Here is a 15,661-nt window from a genome sequence, read left to right as displayed (position 1 = left end):
ACCGCTGCTGCCCGAATCAGAAGAGTCGTAGCGGGTCCGCGCGCGATTCAGCGCAGAGCTTCTGAAGCGGACAGGCGTTGCACTCGGGCTCCACTGGTCGGCACAGGCTGTTGGCCAACTCGACCAGGCCAAGGTGGGCTCGTCGGGCGTCCGAGTCAATCCCGATCATTCGCGCAATCTCCAAACGACCGTCCGTGAGCCGATTCCGGCGATCGACAGGATCACCACTGAAACGCGCGGCAATCCGAAGCACACCCTTCGTCACGAGCACCGGCTCTTCGGAGTTTTCGTCGCCGTGGGCTGGAACCACGAGAATCGCGAGGTCAGCCACCGACTCGGCGAGGCCCGGAACCTGCCGAAGCTGATCATCGTCCTGAAGCAGCTCCGGGTTGTCGGCGAGCCGTCCGGCCAGTTCCAGAATCGCCCCGGCTCGGCCTGGCCGACCTGCCCATCTGCTGATCTCAAGCAGCTCGGCCTCCGCGAGTACGGTCTCCTGCGGCTCACGCCAGCGGGCCAGAAGGGGCCAGATGAAGCGCACCACCTCAGCCGGCGCACGGTCCAGTAACATCTCGGCCTGAATCACCTGCCAACGGGTTGCTGCCCTCAGCCACGGAAGACCACGGACCGCAGCGCTGTCGAACCATGCGGCGAGAAGCGCAGCGATATCCTGCGTCGTCGCGGGAACGGGTCGCGGATCATCCAGGGCTGCACGGACGGCACCAGCGAGGTGTTCCCCGAGTAGCGGAGGAACGGCGTTGCCGATCTGGCGAAATGCCGCCGATGGCGGCCCGGCGAAGCGGAACCAGTCCGGGAACGTCTGAAGTCGTGCGGCTTCACGAACGGTGATGGTGCGGTTCTGCCGCGGATGGATGTACCAGTACCCGTCCTTGGCAATATGCGCAGTGATCGTGCGGGACAGATTGTGTTCGTCGAGTCGCTTGTACTTGTCGTCGAAGATGTCCTCGCGGTAGCGCTTGACCTCGTCCGGAAGGTCCCGGTACCTCGTGGTGGCATCCATCGCCTCGAAGGCCCGAGCGTCGTCTTCCCGGACGGGACGCGTGATGTGGTCGAAGATCTTGTTCGCATCAGCATCCGGCACCGACTTGCGCATGCGCCGTTGGAACTCGCTGTGCGGTTGGTCGTACTCACTCCAGCCCTCGGCACCGCCCGCCGGTCGCCATCCGCCTTCAACCTCCGGCAGGTCGCCGATGGCGTTCCACACAGTCACACGCTCGCGCTGCTCCTGAGGCCAGCTAAAGGCCACGCCGTCACGGAGAGCCACCAGTATGAGCCGCTGACGAAACTGCGGAACGCCATAGCGAAAGGTCTCGACCGAACGCTCCTCCACCGAGTAACCGATCGACTCCAGCTCATGGACCATGGTCCGGAGGATGAACATCTCCTTGTCCAGTGCCATGTCTGGCACGTTCTCCATGAGAACAGCCCGAGGGCGGGCGATGCGAGCAATCTCAAGATAGGAGCGCCACAGGTCCCTGCGCTCGTCGTACGGGTCACGCAGCCCGTGACGCACCCGGTGTCTGATCTTGGAACGTCCCGCCTTGGAGAACGGCTGACAGGGAGGACCGCCAGCAAGAAGCTCCACTCCCGCCGCCTTGATCAGGTCAGCCACCTGCCGAACCCGCTCCGGGTCTCCGAGGTCCCAGTCGACACTCAGCCCACCATGATGGTGCCGGTGGGTCTCGATCGCCTCCTCGTCGTGATCCACCGCGATCACAACCTGGTAGCCAGCCGCTTCCAATCCCAGGCTCAGGCCGCCAGCGCCGCTGAAGAGATCGGCAGCCAGCCGGCCACCGCCGTCCCTGAGCTTGGATGCCAGGAGAAGAAGCTGATCCGGCTCCGAGCAGGCTTCAGGGTGAGGGGCGAGGCGGACAAAAGGACCGCGGACCAGCTTGACCCCGTACCCACGACGACGAACAGGGGCGGCGGTGTGCTGGTCTTCAGTGGTCACGATCAGGCAGATTACCGCCAGGCCGCGCGGGGCGAGGACGCCCCGTCCCGACATTCCGCCGAAACATCAGGCGTTGCTGTCAACCCGACCGTTGGCCCGAGCCACAACCAACCGTCCGGCGGAAGATTCATGGGCAAATCCTGCATATCCATCATAACGCAAGAAAGGATCTTGATGCGCCATATGAGAGCAGCTTCGCTCCCTGTACTCTCGCTGTCCGTCACGCCACAACGCCGCGAGGGGTGACTGGTCCACGGACGGCAACAAGCGTGACGTGCGGCGGCGCCCGAACTCCGTGCCCAACTGGAGCCGACCTGCTTTGAGCTACGACATCGCCAACCCCGACCCCGCGGGAACCATCACCTCGCTCCGGTCCTTTGGGTACAGCGTCGAGGCTGCCGTGGCGGACCTCGTTGACAACAGCGTCTCGGCCGGCGCTCGGCGAATCGACGTCTACTTCACCTGGGCGGGTCCCGCATCATGGGTTGCGGTGGTCGATGACGGCAAAGGCATGACGACCGAAGGCCTCGTCAGCGCCATGACCATCGCCGCGCGGGGCTCCTTCAAGCCTCGCGCATCCGACGATCTGGGTCGCTTCGGGATGGGCCTGAAGAGCGCCTCGTTCTCGCAGGCTGCCCGGCTCACGGTTGCGACAAGCTCCGAGGCGGGTGCGCCCGAAGCTGTCCGCACTTGGGACCTGTCAGTCGTGTCCGCCACCGGCGAGTGGCGCCTGCTGCATGGTACCGATGACGAGACCACCCAGACGCTGGTCCAACTGCGGCCGGACGGAGGCGTTGGCACGACGGTCATCTGGCGGAGCCTGCACCGGTTCGATGTCGGTGGCCTGACTGCGGAGGACACCCGAGCTCAAAGGCAGTTCTACACCGAGGCGACCCGGGTGGAGGAGCACCTCGGTATGGTCTTCGCCCGCTTCCTGTCCGGCCGGAACCGAATCACGATGACGGTCAACGGCACTCCAGTGAAGGCATGGGATCCTTTCCTCAGTGGGCATCCGTCGGTTCAGCGACTTCCCACGGAGGATCTGCCCGTCGGTTCGCACACTGTGCGGATCGAGCCGTTCATCCTGCCGCATCCACGGAAGCTGGACTCCGAGCAGCAGGAACAGGCTTCCGGTCCCGCCGGATGGCTTGACCAACAAGGCTTTTACGTCTACCGGCGGGACCGATTGATCCTCGCCGGCGACTGGCTCGGCATCCGCGGCTTCCGACGCGACGAGCGTTACAATCTCGCGCGGATCGTCGTGGACGTCCCCGCCGAGGCGGATGCAGAATGGGCCATCGACGTACGGAAGTCCGCAGCGGTGCCCCCGGTGGGTGTACGACGCCATCTCCAGCGCATCGGTACCGCCACCCGCAGCAGGGCAGCAGAGGTGCTCAGCCACCGTGGTCGGATTGCCGCCCGCACTCACGGCGCGGAGTTCATCTACGCATGGCGGGTGGACAAGCGCGATGGCTATATTCGCTGCCGCATCAACCGGGACCACCCTTTGGTTCGGGAGGTGATGCAGGGCGGACCTGACTCCGCGGTGAACGCCAAGGCGCTAATCCGGCTCCTAGAAGAGACGATTCCGGTTGCCGCGCTACGGATCATGCATGACGGCGACGTGGCGGACGACCCCGAGCCGTTTCTGGGAGCCGCACCGAAGGAGGTGGGGGACGTGGCGAACCGCATTTACGCCGCCTTCATTACACAGGGCCGGACGCCCCGCGAGGCGAAGGAGCGACTCGCGCTTATGCCGCCCTTCGACCAGTTCGACGGTTTCTGGCAGCAACACTGACAACCCCGCCGCCATCAACTTCAGCATCAGACCAACGGGGAGAGCCACATGACCGCGCAGCCTCAGGACAACGACGATGCCATGGAGCAGGCAATCCGGTTGGTGCTCGCAATGCTGCCCCAGGACCGTCAGGCGAGGCACGAGGAGATCGCAGAGTGCGTTGATCCGATCTGGAGGATGCAGCGCTCTCGGGGGCAGCAGCTTGACCGGGATGTCCTGCTCAAGGAGATCGAGTCTCGGGTTGCGGTGTGGCAGGACGACTCACTTGGTTTGAAGGACGATCGCAACCACGTTGAGTGGCTCACCGAGGCCCAACTGGAGCGCAACTGGGACTTCTGGGAGCGCTACCGCCGCTATCTTGAGGATGTGCGGCTGATGCCACCACGGGTTGTCCGTCGCTTGGACCAAAGCACGGACCGTATTCTGCGCCAGATCGAGGACCCCGGGCGTCCGGGCGCTTGGCGTCGTACCGGCCTAGTGGTCGGCCAGGTGCAGTCGGGCAAGACCGGCAACTACATCGGCTTCGCCTGCAAGGCGGCCGATGCCGGTTACAAGCTCATCGTCATCCTGGCCGGCATCCACAACAGCCTTCGCAGCCAAACCCAGCTCCGGATCGACGAGGGCCTGCTCGGCTTTGACACGCAGTACCAGCAGCGCTCCGACCAAACCACCAACACGGCACGCATCGGTGTCGGCGTGATGCCCGGCGTAAAACGCCTCAAGATCGCCTCCCTGACGAACAGCTCAGAGGGCGGGGATTTCAAGCAACAATTCGCCAGGAACCTGAATCTGCCGATCGGAGACTATCCCGTCGTCCTGGTGATCAAGAAGCACAAGAGCATCCTTGAAAATGTTCGTAAGTGGATAGTCGAGGTTGAAGGTGTGCCCGCAGGGGACGGAAGGTCCAAAGTCGTACGGGACATCCCCCTCCTCGTCATCGACGACGAGGCGGATCACGCATCCGTCGACACGACCAAGGACGACGACACCGACCCTTCGACGATCAACCGATCGATCAGACATCTACTCAACAGCTTCGACAGGGCAGCGTACGTCGGATACACCGCGACGCCCTTCGCCAACATCTACATAAAGCCGAAGGCGGAACACGACACGTTCGGGCTCGACCTGTTCCCGGAGAGCTTCATCGAGAGCCTGCCCGCTCCCTCGAACTACCTCGGACCGGAACGGGTGTTTGGTCTCAAGGCCACGGATCCTGACGACGACGGGATCAAGGCACTTCCGATCTTCCGGCCTGTCGATGACTACGAGGCCTGGATGCCTCGCCGGCACAAGAAGGAATGGGCACCGCCCGAGGATCTTCCTTCCTCGCTGCGCCGAGCGATCGACACCTTCATCCTGACCTGCGCTGCTCGTCGGGTACGGGGACAGGGGACCCAGCACAACTCGATGCTCATCCACGTCACACGGTATGTCAGCGTGCAGAACCGGATTCGCGACCAGATAGACGAATACGTCAGCCTGACGCGTGACCGGCTCCGCGACGGCATGGGCGGTGAAGCGGCTCACACACTCGACCTGCTCCGAAGCCTGTGGGAGAAAGACTTCAGTTCCACCAGTGCGATGTTTCCAGCCGGGGCTGCCTCGCCGGTTCAATGGAGCGAAGTCGAGAAGGAGTTGCGACCGGCGCTCCGTAAGATCGAGGTCCGGGCAGTAAATGGCAGCTCCCGCGATGCACTCGAATACTACGAGAAGCGCAAGGCTGGCCTGTCCGTCATTGCTGTCGGCGCGGAAAAACTATCTCGTGGGCTTACGCTGGAAGGTCTCAGTGTCAGCTACTACCTTCGCGCGTCGAATATGTACGACACGCTGCTACAGATGGGCCGCTGGTTCGGCTACCGCCCTGGCTACGAAGACCTGTGCAGGCTGTACACGACGTCGGACCTCTTCAACTCGTATGGGGAGATCACTGCGGCAGACAATGAGCTCCGTCAGGACTTCGCGGAAATGGCGCGCCTAGGGCAGACACCGGAGAGTTTCGGACTGCGCGTTCGCGCTTCTCCAGCCGGGCTCGCAGTAACCGCCGCTAACAAGATGCGACGCAGCGTCAAGGTGCGGCTCAGCTATTCCGGCGAGCTCCCAGAGACGACGGTCTTCAGCCTTCACCCCGAGGCTGTCCGGCGAAACTTCGAAATCCTCGAACGCTTCATCACCGCCTTAGATGAACAGAGTCCCGAGGTGGACGGGACAAGCCTTGTATGGCGAGGCGTCTCGCCCACGGAGATCATCGACGGATTTCTCGACGGATACATCTCTGACCGCGGCTCCTACCGCGTGCGCCCAGCGCTCATCGCGCAGTACATCCGTCGCTGCATCGCAGTGGGCGAGCTGTCACGATGGACCGTGAGGCTGGTGGGCACACCGATCGGCACGCCGCGGAATATCGGCGCTCATCCACTACGTCTCGTGACCCGTTTCCGGCAGGACGGTCTGGATTCGGAGGCAGGGCGCTACACCATCAAGCGGGTGCTTAGTCCTGCGGATGAGAGCAGGGACCTTCCCGACGAACTCCGAGAACGCGCCTTGGAAGCGACTATTACCGCTCGCCGCCTTGAGGCCGACCGCAAGGGCAAGGCGGAGACGTTCAAGGAGCCTACCGTTCCCACTGGGCAGCCGCTCAGGAGGTTTCGACCTGTGCAGGAACCACTGCTCCTGATCTACCCGATCGAACACCCTGAGGCAAGAGCCAACGCGGACCTTCTTCCATTGGTTGGTTTTGCGATCAGCTTTCCGTTCTCGGAGCACCCGACCGAGACCGAGTACGTGGTCAATGATGTCTGGAGGCAGCTGGAGATCGATATCTATGATGACGAGGACCCCGACGAGTGAGGGTAAGCGAAGAAGACTGGGCGCCTCTTGAGGCTGAGCATCACCCGTACGGCATCATCGCCCGGCGTCTGTTCCCGCGATCCCGGCACGACATCTTCCTGGCGGTCCAGCAGCCGACGGGAAGGCGCGTGCTCCTCGTACGGGTACCAGCGTCCGCAGGGCAACCGGTGGCCCGACGCTATCCGTCATTGCCCAGCACCCGAGGTCTTGCGATCGAGTTCGCGACGGCTCCGGACGGGAGCACCGAGCTTCAGGTAATCCTTACGGCCGACGAGCAGCGCGAGGTGTTCAATCCGTTGATTGCCGACGTCGCCACGACGGCATACACAGCAGAGGGTCCCGCTGAAGCTCTGACTGCGGCTATCGAACGCTTTGAGCACTGGCGCCGTCTCCTCCAGTCCATCCGCGACACCGGGCTCAGCGAAGAGGCACGGCAAGGTGTGTTCGGGGAGCTTGTCGTCCTACGCGACCACCTATGTCCGGTACTACCGTTTGGCGAGGCGGTGTCGGCTTGGCGCGGGCCGATGGGGGCAAATCAGGACTTTGAATTGACAACCTGCGCCATCGAGGTCAAGACCGGGACGGGAAGAAGCCCCCGGAGCATCGCCATTGCGAGCGAGCGGCAACTTGATGAAACCGGCACGGATCTCCTCCTGCTGGCCCACCTTTCACTGGACGAACGTCGGGGCGGCTCCGGTGAGTCGCTCAACGCCGTCGTCGACTCCCTCAGGGAAACGTCGCCATCGATGGCAGCGCGAGCAAAAATTGATGATCTGCTCATCCGTGCAGGCTACCTCTCCGAACATCGGCACCTGTACGACGAAGTCCGCTACACCGTCCGATCAACGGAGTTCTGGCACGTCACCGAAGAGTTTCCGCGCATCACGGAAGCCGATCTTCGGCCGGGGGTCGGGGGCTGCCGCTACCGAATCAGCACGGTCGGACTGGACCACTATGGTGTATCCGCTGAACGGTTCGCCAGCATTGTCAAGGGGGAGGCATGAGCCAGAGCAGTCTGTCGGCCTACGCGCAGGAACTCGTCGCCGACGTGCTCGCCACGGCCGAGGCGGAGAACGCCACTGCTCCAGACACCTTCACCCGCCGGGTGTTGGATGAGCTGGAGCAGGCCGGCGAGGTGGAGAACACCTTCACTGCTTACCACAAGGCGATCGGTCTTGAGGTCAACGGCTACGGGATGAATGATTCCCTTGGGACCTTGGACCTGTTCATCACCCACTTCAGCCTTCAGCCCGAGGGAGCTCGCCTGACCCGAAGCCAGGCGGAAGGACATTTCAAGCGGCTGCAGACCTTCGTCCGCAGGTGTCGTGATGGAATGGCCAAAGACATCGATGAATCGTCTGATGTGCATGACATGTGCGTTGCTGTGCAGAAGGCTCTACCCGATGCTCCGCGGATCCGCCTGTTCCTCCTGACGGACACCGTCAGCGCAGTCTCGACGCTGCCGCCCCGCGAACTGGACGGCCTCGCCGTCACTCATGAAGTCTGGGATCTCACCCGGCTCCACCGACTGGCGTCCTCGGGAACTCTCAGCGAGCCAATCGCAGTCGAGTTCGATCCACCGTTGCCCTGCCTCGCCACGCCCGAGACCGACCGCAACTACTCGGTCTTTCTGGCCATCATCCCGGGACAGAAACTGGCAGACCTCTACGGCCAGCACGGCACGCGGTTATTGGAGCTGAATGTTCGTTCGTTCCTGCAGACCAAGGGCGGGGTCAACAAGGGAATTCGGGATACTCTCCTGCACAATCCGGACCGTTTTCTGGCCTACAACAACGGCATCACCGCCACCGCCTCAACTGTGGAGTTCACTGAACTTCCTGAGGGCGGTCAGGCGATCAGCATGATCCACGATCTACAGATCGTGAACGGCGGTCAGACAACGGCCTCGATTCACTACGCGCACACCCGCGACAAGGCGGATCTCAGTCGCGTTCACGTACAGATGAAGCTGACCCGGGTCTCCCCTGACCGTCTACAGGAGATCGTTCCAGAAATATCCAAGTATTCGAACACTCAGAACAAGGTCACGGTCGTCGACTTCAGCTCCAATCATCCGTTCCACGTGGCCATCGAGCAGGTCACGCGCTCGCTTTGGGCGCCGGCATCCGACGGTAGCGGGCAGGAGACGAAGTGGTTCTACGAGCGCGCCCGAGGGCAGTACACCGATGCTCTAGCCCGCGAACGCACCCCCGCGAACCAGCGCAAGTTCAGAAGCCTGCATCCAACTGGCCAGAAGTTCACCAAGGCTGATGCGGCCAAGTTCATCCACTCCTGGGGCGGCCTTCCCTACCTGGTCAGCCGAGGGGCCGAAAAGAATTTCCGCGAGCTCATGGTACGTATGGGTGAGAGCGTCCCCACCGTCAACGTGAGCTTCGCGCAACGCCTGCTTGCCAAGGCGATCTTGTTCAAGGCGACTGACAAGATCGTCGCGGCGAGAGACTTCGGCGGCTACAAGATCAACATTACGTCGTACACGATCGCCCGCTTGGCAGAGGCCACCAACCGGCGCGTCGACCTGGATCGCCTCTGGCGGGAGCAGGGTCTGTCGCCTGCGCTCGCTGCCGCCTTGGACGATCTGTGCGTGTCCGTTCGCGAGGTGATTGTCAATCCGGTCAGGGGTGGCACGAACATCGGTGAATGGGCGAAGCGCCCGGACTGCTGGGAGGCCGTACTCGCTGTCCCGTGGACCGTCCCCGACGATCTTCTGGCCGAGTTGACGGACCAGCCGCTTGAGGACAGTGCTCCGCCGGATCAGGATGACACCACCGGCGGTGTTGTCGCCCAAGTGATGGCTGTCTCCGCCCCCGAATGGTTCGCCCTGGCCAGATGGGCCAAGGAGACGAGGAATCTCCATCCCTGGCAGCGACAGTTGGCTGAGACCGTCGGCCGCTACATCAACAACAGCTGGCCGATCGTCGATAAGCAGGCTTCCCAGGCAATGCGGGTCCTAGCCGAGGCACAGCGGCTCGGGTTCAGAAGCAACCCTTAAATCGTGGGTAATGAATGAGTATCAGAGGAGCCCTGTGACCAGCGCACCATTCGGCGATCTCCCTCCCGAGGCGTACCACGACGCATCCTGGGTCCAGGTGCTGCCTTGGCTCACTCATCACACTCCCGCAACCGCCCGGGAGCTCATCGAGCTCACTCCCTCCCCAGACTGGTGGCTCACAGAATCACCCGCGGTCACGACGATGACGGCCGAGCACGAGGCCCTCTGTCGTCACCTTGCCCGGCTCTTCCTGGTGCGCCACTCGGACGAGGCTTTCGGGCCAAGCTTTCCGACGGTCCCCCGCAGCTTGCTCCTGTCCGCCCTATCGACAGGAGCTCGGGCCAAGACCGCGTTCCAGAGGCTTCAGGTGCAGACCTTCTCTGACCTGGAGTCAATGTCAGTCAGGCACCTGTATGACGTCCGTGGCACGGGCCAAGGCACAGTCGAGGAGGTCATCTCCGCGCTCGTATCAGCCGCCATCATCCGCTCGGGTGACTTGACCTACGGAGATCTCCGAGTTGACGATGATCAGACGGGTCCTATGTCGGCGACGGCGCTGCCCCCTGCACAGGCTCAATTGCTTGAGGACCTTGGGCAACTGGCAGCGTGGCATCATATTCGACAACGCGGCGAGCAGCCCCTACTGAAGGTCATCATCGAGGACGGCGCGCCTGAGCAGATCCAAGAGGTGGCGCTCCGGCTGAACTCGCTGACCGCCGGAGACATCGCCCTAGTGACCGGAACTTCGGATCCCGTCCTCGAATTCACCGCACTCCTGTCCGAACTCGATGACCGGCAGTTGCGCATCCTGCGGGACAGGTTTTTCGGCAGGCCCCCGAAGACGCTCGCCCAGCTTGCGAGCGAGTTCGATGTTTCACGCGAACGTGTGCGCCAGATCGAGAACAAGATCAGGGAACTGCTCACCCGGACCTTCCACTTTGGCACCAGCATCGGCAACCTCCTCGCCAGTCTCCGAGCTGAGATCCAACCGATTGCTGCCCTTGATCGCTTGATCACGCTGCACCCTGATCTTGCCCGCGACGTTCCAAGCATCAACGTACCGCTCTGGCTTGTACTGGACCGCCTGGATGACTACTTCGAGGTGACCGACGGATGGGCTGCCACGCCCGACGTCAATTCGGCCCGCGAGCAGACACGGACGCTGCTTGAGGATTTCGCAACTGAGCATGGTGTGGTTGACCTCGCCGCAGTCACCGCAGCCACCGCCATGCCTGGAAATGAGCTTCTCGACTGGTTGACCTGGTGCGGCTACACGCTGCACAACAAACAGATCCTGACCCGTATCCGATCACTCAACGACCACGCGGCAGGGCTCCTGGCAGCAATGGGCGAGCCTCTCCACGTCGACGAGCTGCAGCGGCATATAGGACGAGACAACAGCATTCGTAGCCTCGTCAATCAGCTGGGCGAGGACGAGCGCTTCGTCAGGACAGACCGGGCGACGTGGGGGCTAGCCAGCTGGGAGGTGGAGGAGTACACGTCCATCCGGCAGCAGATCGGCCTGGAGCTCGCTGCGGCGGGAGGCGAAATCGAAGTCAGCCGGTTGATCGAGTCCATCACCGGCCGTTTCGACGTGTCACCCAGCAGCGTGCAGGCGTACGCCGGAAACGGCGACTACGAGATTGTGCAGGGCATTGTGCGACGCCGGGAATCGCCCGCCGCACCGCGGAAGACCCCTGCTGCCACCCGCCGCCTCTTCCAGCACGACAACTGGTGGAAGTTTCGCATTACCATCACCCGGGACCACCTTCGTGGTTCCGGCTTTCCTGTCCCCTCTGGCGTGGCCAAACTCGTTGGATGCTCGCAGGGAGAGGTGGTGGAGCTGGAGTCGGACCTCGGCACCCAGAGCATCCGATGGACGGGACTGCAGCCTGCGAGCGGCACCATCAAGCGGTTTCTGGACCGCCTCGAAGCACGCGAGGGACAAACGGCCTTTCTCGAGTTCGGTCCATACGGTCGCTTCAACGTCTCCGTCAAGGATTCTGCCAGCCAGGAGGCCAACCATCTGGACCAGGCTGTGGCGTTGATCGGAGCGGAGAAAGTCGGGACGCCGGAAGAGGCGAGGATGGCGCTCGCCGAAGCAGTTGGTCTTCCCCCCGACGCGAAGCCCCGACGCATTCTTGCAGCCTATCGACAGCGAGGTGACGACGACCTCGCGGGGCTCCTTGAGCAGGTCTGGACACGCCCCAGGCATCGGTGGGCGAACCCGGCAGGAAGTCCTGATCGCGCCGATACCAGGACAGGACAGCACAGCGGATCCGGCGACGCAGTTGACGTAGCCGCAAGCTCGGCTCAGGACAATGCACAAGACGAAGACAGAGACGTGGAAGGACTGAGCGACAGTGGATCTGCGGATCAGGACGATGATCAGCTCTCATCGGGCATCGGTTGGGTGTCGGTTCCAGAGGGATACCGCAGCGTCGGTTGGGTCCGGCCACACGAAGCGGAGGCCGCTGTGCTGGCTTATCAACTGCATGCCGATGTTCCGGTACACGACGGAGAAGACGTGACAGGCTGGGCCAGATACGTCGACGACAGCTACGAAGCCCTGAAGTTCCGAGCGAACGTCAAATTAGTCAGGTCATGGAAGCATGGAGAGCGGGCCGTCTGCTGGATCCGCGAACGGGAAGCCTCCAGCATCACCCAAGCGGCGGCCGAGGAGCGCTCGGTGTCGATTCTCGGCCCTGATGACTCGACGATGGGCCTCGTCGAGTACTTCCCGACGGGCAGCGCAGAGGCCGAAAGATACAGGAGCACGACCCGGCTTCTGCGTGCGCAAGCAGGACCGCAGGGCTGATGTGGAGGGTCGCTGGTGACCCGTCGCGGGACGCTCGAAATATCCAACTGGGCCGCCATCCCCACCCGGAAGTGGAGATGGCGGCCCTCGACGTCCGGTCAGGAGCCCGTAGGAAGACCGTCAGCCATCGCTTGTTCCTCGTCGGGTGAAGAGCTGTGACCAGCCGGCAGGATGAGCCCGCCCGCCTCGCTGCCCTGTGACCGCATCAACCGTAGGCCGCCGCGCCCTGCCTACCCGCTTGGTTGGCTCAGCTGTGCTGCGCCCGGTGGAAGATCGGTTGGGTGATCGTCCTGGTGAACTGCGGGCCCACGAGGTAGCGCTTCCCGGGGAGCCAGCCGTGGGAGTTGTCGCCGACCACGACGCCGAGCCCGGTGTGGCGGTCGAAGTCCGCGAACCGCGGGCCGCCGCTGGAGCCGCCGCCCATCACGCACTCGGTGCCCCACTGGCCGGGCGGCTCCGGCCAGTCCTCGGTCGCCTGCTGCTCCACCGCGGGGCCCGTGCAGTAGGCGAGGCGTTCACCGGTGTATTCGGGCAGGCCCTCGCGGGCCTTGTCCGAGCTGGCCCGTGGGTAGCCGAACTGGTGCACCACCCGCGCGCCGGGCACGTCGTAACCGATCCGCTGGGCCGCGCCGACGGCGTCCTGCACCCGGCGTCCGTCGCTGTTCGGGTGGAGCACCACGAACGCCTGGTCGTACGAGTCGTAGAGGCTTTCGATCTGGTCGTTGCGCAGCCACGTCGAGGGGGCCACCGAGAGACGACCGACGAACATGCCGTACGGCGCCCGGCCGTCCCGGTAGCCGGGGACGAACAGCACGTTGCTCGACCACTGGTTGTCCTCACCGATCAGGTCGGTGTTGTTCACGCAGTGGGCGGCGGTCACCACGGTGCTGCGGTTGGCGCTGTCGAGCACGGTCGCCGTGCAGCTGCTGTCCTCGCCGTGGTCGGTGAAGAAGAGCCTGCCGACGGTACGCGAGACGGCGTTCGCCCGCGTCCACGGCGCGCCGTCCGGCCTGGAAACGGCGGGCACCTCCGCCGACGGGGTCCTGAGCGCGGCGATCCGCTGCGGAGTCCAGTACGCCAGCACGGCCTGCTGCTCCGCCGCGGTCACGGCCACGGCGTGGGTGGCGACGGGACCGGGCTTGGCGGCCACGGGCTGCGGGGCGGTCCCGGCCAGGGTGGTCGTCACGAGCACGGTGATCGCGCCCGCGACGCCGGCGCGGCTGCGCCAGCCAGAAGTTGGCTCAGATGTCATGGCGGGAAGCGTAGGAACGAAATGTCAGGAACTGGTTCGCCAGACGCCTGGCGCGGCGCACGCCCCGGAGTGACAACGAGACCTTGGACAGTTGTCGTCACCGGCGGACTATTCAGTCACCGGCGGACGACAACTGTCCAAGGTCCGGTAGGGGCGGTCGGCGGATGCCCACGGTCCGGGTAGAAGCGGTCAGCGGACCGGGTCGTGGGTGCCCCGGGGCACGTGCGGCTTGCAGCGGCGCAGCCGCTCGGCGGCCATCCGCCCGCCCACGGCCAGGCCGTGCCGCTCGACGGCGGCCAGCCCGTACGCGCTGCACGTCGGGGTGTAACGGCACTGGCCCGGCCAGCGGTGCGACAGCCACCGCCGGTAGCCGAGGATCGCGGCCCGGCCGGCCCGGTCGACGGCCGGCGCGCGGGTCGCCCCGGCGGCCACCGAGCCGAGAGTGAGCAGGAACGAGAAGAGCCCGAAGTCGCAGCAGTCCGGGCCGTCGCAGTCGCAGTCGGTGCAGGAGTCGACGCCGCGCCGCTTCTTCTTGCGGTGGCGGTCCCGCTTGAGGTTGAGCATGCCGACGATGGTGCGACACGCGCGCCACCTGACCGAACGGAGGAGTCAGGACCAGACGGTGCGGCGGAGCCCCTCGTGGGCGGCGCAGACGTCGGGCCGCCCGCCGGTGAGGGTGAGCGCGCCGTCGCGGCACTGCACCAGATAGCCCGTGCCGGCCCAGAAGTCCTGCCCGCAGTCGAAGTAGTCGCAGACCCGCACGTCGGGCCGGCGGATGCGGGAGCCGCCGCAGTAGTCGTACCCGAAGGGGTTGGCCGGCGCGCCGCAGAGCCGGTCGCGCTTCGCGGCCGGCGGACCGGCGGGCGGCGAGGCGGTGGACGACGCGGCGGTGGACGACGCGGTGCCGTGCCGCGGCCTCGGCGACGCCGTCGGGCCGGGCCGGGCGGTAGGGAGCACGGCCGCCCCGGGGGTGGGCGCTGCGGTGGCGGCGGCGGCGACGTCCGAGCCGGGCCGCACCGGCGGGTCCGACTCGAACAGCGCCACGGGCACCAGCAGCGCCGCGGCGGCGGCCACCGCGACGGTACGCCGGCCGCCCGGCACGAGGGAGGTGATCCGGGCCTGCGCGGGAGTGGCGATGGCGGGGCGGAACGGCCGGGTCTGGTCGTGTTCGGCGATCAGCTCGTCGAGCTGGGCCAGGACCGCGCCCCGCTGCTCGATGGCCTCGGCGAAGGCAAGGGTGAGGGTGAACCGGAACTCCGCGGCGGCGTCGGCGGGCAGCAGCAGGCCGGAGGTGCGCCGCCGGTCGAGGACCTGGATCAGCGTGACCGGCGCCGCCGGGTCGTGGGCCAGGCCGGTCATCCTCCCGTACGCCCAGTCGCGCCGGCCCCGCCCGCCGAGCAGCACGAGGCGGCGGTCGGTGAGCACGGCGAGGCCGGCATCGGTGACCTTGACCCCGTCGGGGCGGCGGTGGTGCAGCGCGGACCGGCCGGGGTCGACGCACAGGTCGGGGGCGGGGAGCACGGCGGTGTGCCGCAGCTCGACCAGTTGCACGGCGGGCAGCGCCCAGAACACCCGCTCGCCGGGGGCGAACTCCAGGGGCAGGCCGGCCCCGGCGGTGGCCTGCCGGCCGAAGTCGGCCGCCGCCGCGCGCAGCCGCCGCAGCTCGTCGTCGCGTCGCCGCCAGGCCCGCTCGGCGTCGCGGTACGTCCGCTGCCGCCGCTCGTTCTGCCGGTGCGCCCACCGGTACCGCCACGTGGGGGCCGCCGAAGGCCGCCAGGTAAAACCCGTCGAATCAGTCTTCGCCACGCCGACTCCTTCGCCGCGCGAGCCACCAACCGGGGTGTCACCGGGATCAACGGCAGCGACGAACCAGACGGACCCGCCAAAACAGGCTAATCACCCGATCGGTGGACCAAACAGCACGGTGGGTGGATGACAGCGCGTCGATTCATGTTCCCTGCCGG

At 65.1% G+C, this 15,661-nt stretch carries 9 protein-coding genes; 5 read left to right on the top strand and 4 right to left on the bottom strand.

Annotation, left to right across the window (positions count from 1 at the left end; genetic code table 11):
• Nucleotides 1-16: 16 nt before the first annotated feature.
• Nucleotides 17-1,969, bottom strand: coding sequence for a DNA cytosine methyltransferase (dcm, locus tag TK50_RS07915; protein WP_052503827.1), 1,953 nt, complete (start codon nucleotides 1,967-1,969; stop codon nucleotides 17-19).
• A gap of 319 nt (nucleotides 1,970-2,288) precedes the next feature.
• Here dcm and TK50_RS07910 point away from each other — a divergent pair, with 319 nt between their 5' ends.
• The 5 genes from TK50_RS07910 to TK50_RS07890 are packed head-to-tail and all read left to right on the top strand — an operon-like array spanning nucleotide 2,289 to nucleotide 12,445.
• Entirely contained in the window at nucleotides 2,289-3,767 is a 1,479-nt protein-coding gene (locus TK50_RS07910) for an ATP-binding protein (protein ID WP_043962130.1), read from the top strand.
• A 48-nt stretch (nucleotides 3,768-3,815) separates the two neighbouring features.
• Nucleotides 3,816-6,617 carry a Z1 domain-containing protein gene (locus TK50_RS07905; RefSeq protein WP_043962129.1) on the top strand — a complete coding sequence of 934 codons (2,802 nt, stop codon included), beginning with the start codon at nucleotides 3,816-3,818 and terminating at the stop codon, nucleotides 6,615-6,617.
• Entirely contained in the window at nucleotides 6,614-7,621 is a 1,008-nt protein-coding gene (locus tag TK50_RS07900; protein WP_043962128.1) for a PD-(D/E)XK motif protein, read from the top strand. Before TK50_RS07905 ends, TK50_RS07900 begins: the two co-directional genes overlap by 4 nt.
• Nucleotides 7,618-9,627 carry an AIPR family protein gene (locus tag TK50_RS07895; protein ID WP_043962127.1) on the top strand — a complete coding sequence of 670 codons (2,010 nt, stop codon included), beginning with the start codon at nucleotides 7,618-7,620 and terminating at the stop codon, nucleotides 9,625-9,627. The genes TK50_RS07900 and TK50_RS07895 overlap by 4 nt, the downstream gene beginning before the upstream one ends.
• 34 nt (nucleotides 9,628-9,661) lie before the next feature.
• A complete protein-coding gene (locus TK50_RS07890) occupies nucleotides 9,662-12,445 on the top strand; it encodes a sigma factor-like helix-turn-helix DNA-binding protein (protein WP_052503659.1) in 2,784 nt (927 codons plus the stop codon).
• A gap of 247 nt (nucleotides 12,446-12,692) precedes the next feature.
• Here the strand turns inward: TK50_RS07890 and TK50_RS07885 are convergent, their stop codons facing one another.
• From TK50_RS07885 to TK50_RS07875, 3 genes are all read right to left on the bottom strand, one after another.
• The gene (locus tag TK50_RS07885) at nucleotides 12,693-13,697 is read right to left on the bottom strand and encodes a trypsin-like serine peptidase (protein ID WP_144420187.1); all 1,005 of its coding nucleotides are present in this window, start codon (nucleotides 13,695-13,697) and stop codon (nucleotides 12,693-12,695) included.
• A gap of 189 nt (nucleotides 13,698-13,886) precedes the next feature.
• A complete protein-coding gene (yidD, locus tag TK50_RS07880) occupies nucleotides 13,887-14,261 on the bottom strand; it encodes a membrane protein insertion efficiency factor YidD (RefSeq protein ID WP_043962126.1) in 375 nt (124 codons plus the stop codon).
• A gap of 45 nt (nucleotides 14,262-14,306) precedes the next feature.
• Nucleotides 14,307-15,503, bottom strand: a complete 1,197-nt coding sequence (locus tag TK50_RS07875; protein ID WP_043962125.1) for a hypothetical protein — start codon at nucleotides 15,501-15,503, stop codon at nucleotides 14,307-14,309.
• Nucleotides 15,504-15,661 lie beyond the last annotated feature (158 nt).

Origin of the sequence: Micromonospora haikouensis, assembly GCF_000876225.1 — a bacterium.
Taxonomy (GTDB): Bacteria; Actinomycetota; Actinomycetes; order Mycobacteriales; family Micromonosporaceae; genus Micromonospora; species Micromonospora haikouensis.
Note: the sequence above shows the minus strand (reverse complement) of the source record. Positions and strands in the feature narration are given on the sequence as shown.

Coding starts and splice junctions, on each gene's coding strand:
- TK50_RS07905 (WP_043962129.1), top strand. CDS start 3,816: ATGACCGCGCAGCCTCAGGACAACGACGATGCCATGGAGCAGGCAATC.
- TK50_RS07895 (WP_043962127.1), top strand. CDS start 7,618: ATGAGCCAGAGCAGTCTGTCGGCCTACGCGCAGGAACTCGTCGCCGAC.
- TK50_RS07885 (WP_144420187.1), bottom strand. CDS start 13,697: ATGACATCTGAGCCAACTTCTGGCTGGCGCAGCCGCGCCGGCGTCGCG.
- yidD (WP_043962126.1), bottom strand. CDS start 14,261: ATGCTCAACCTCAAGCGGGACCGCCACCGCAAGAAGAAGCGGCGCGGC.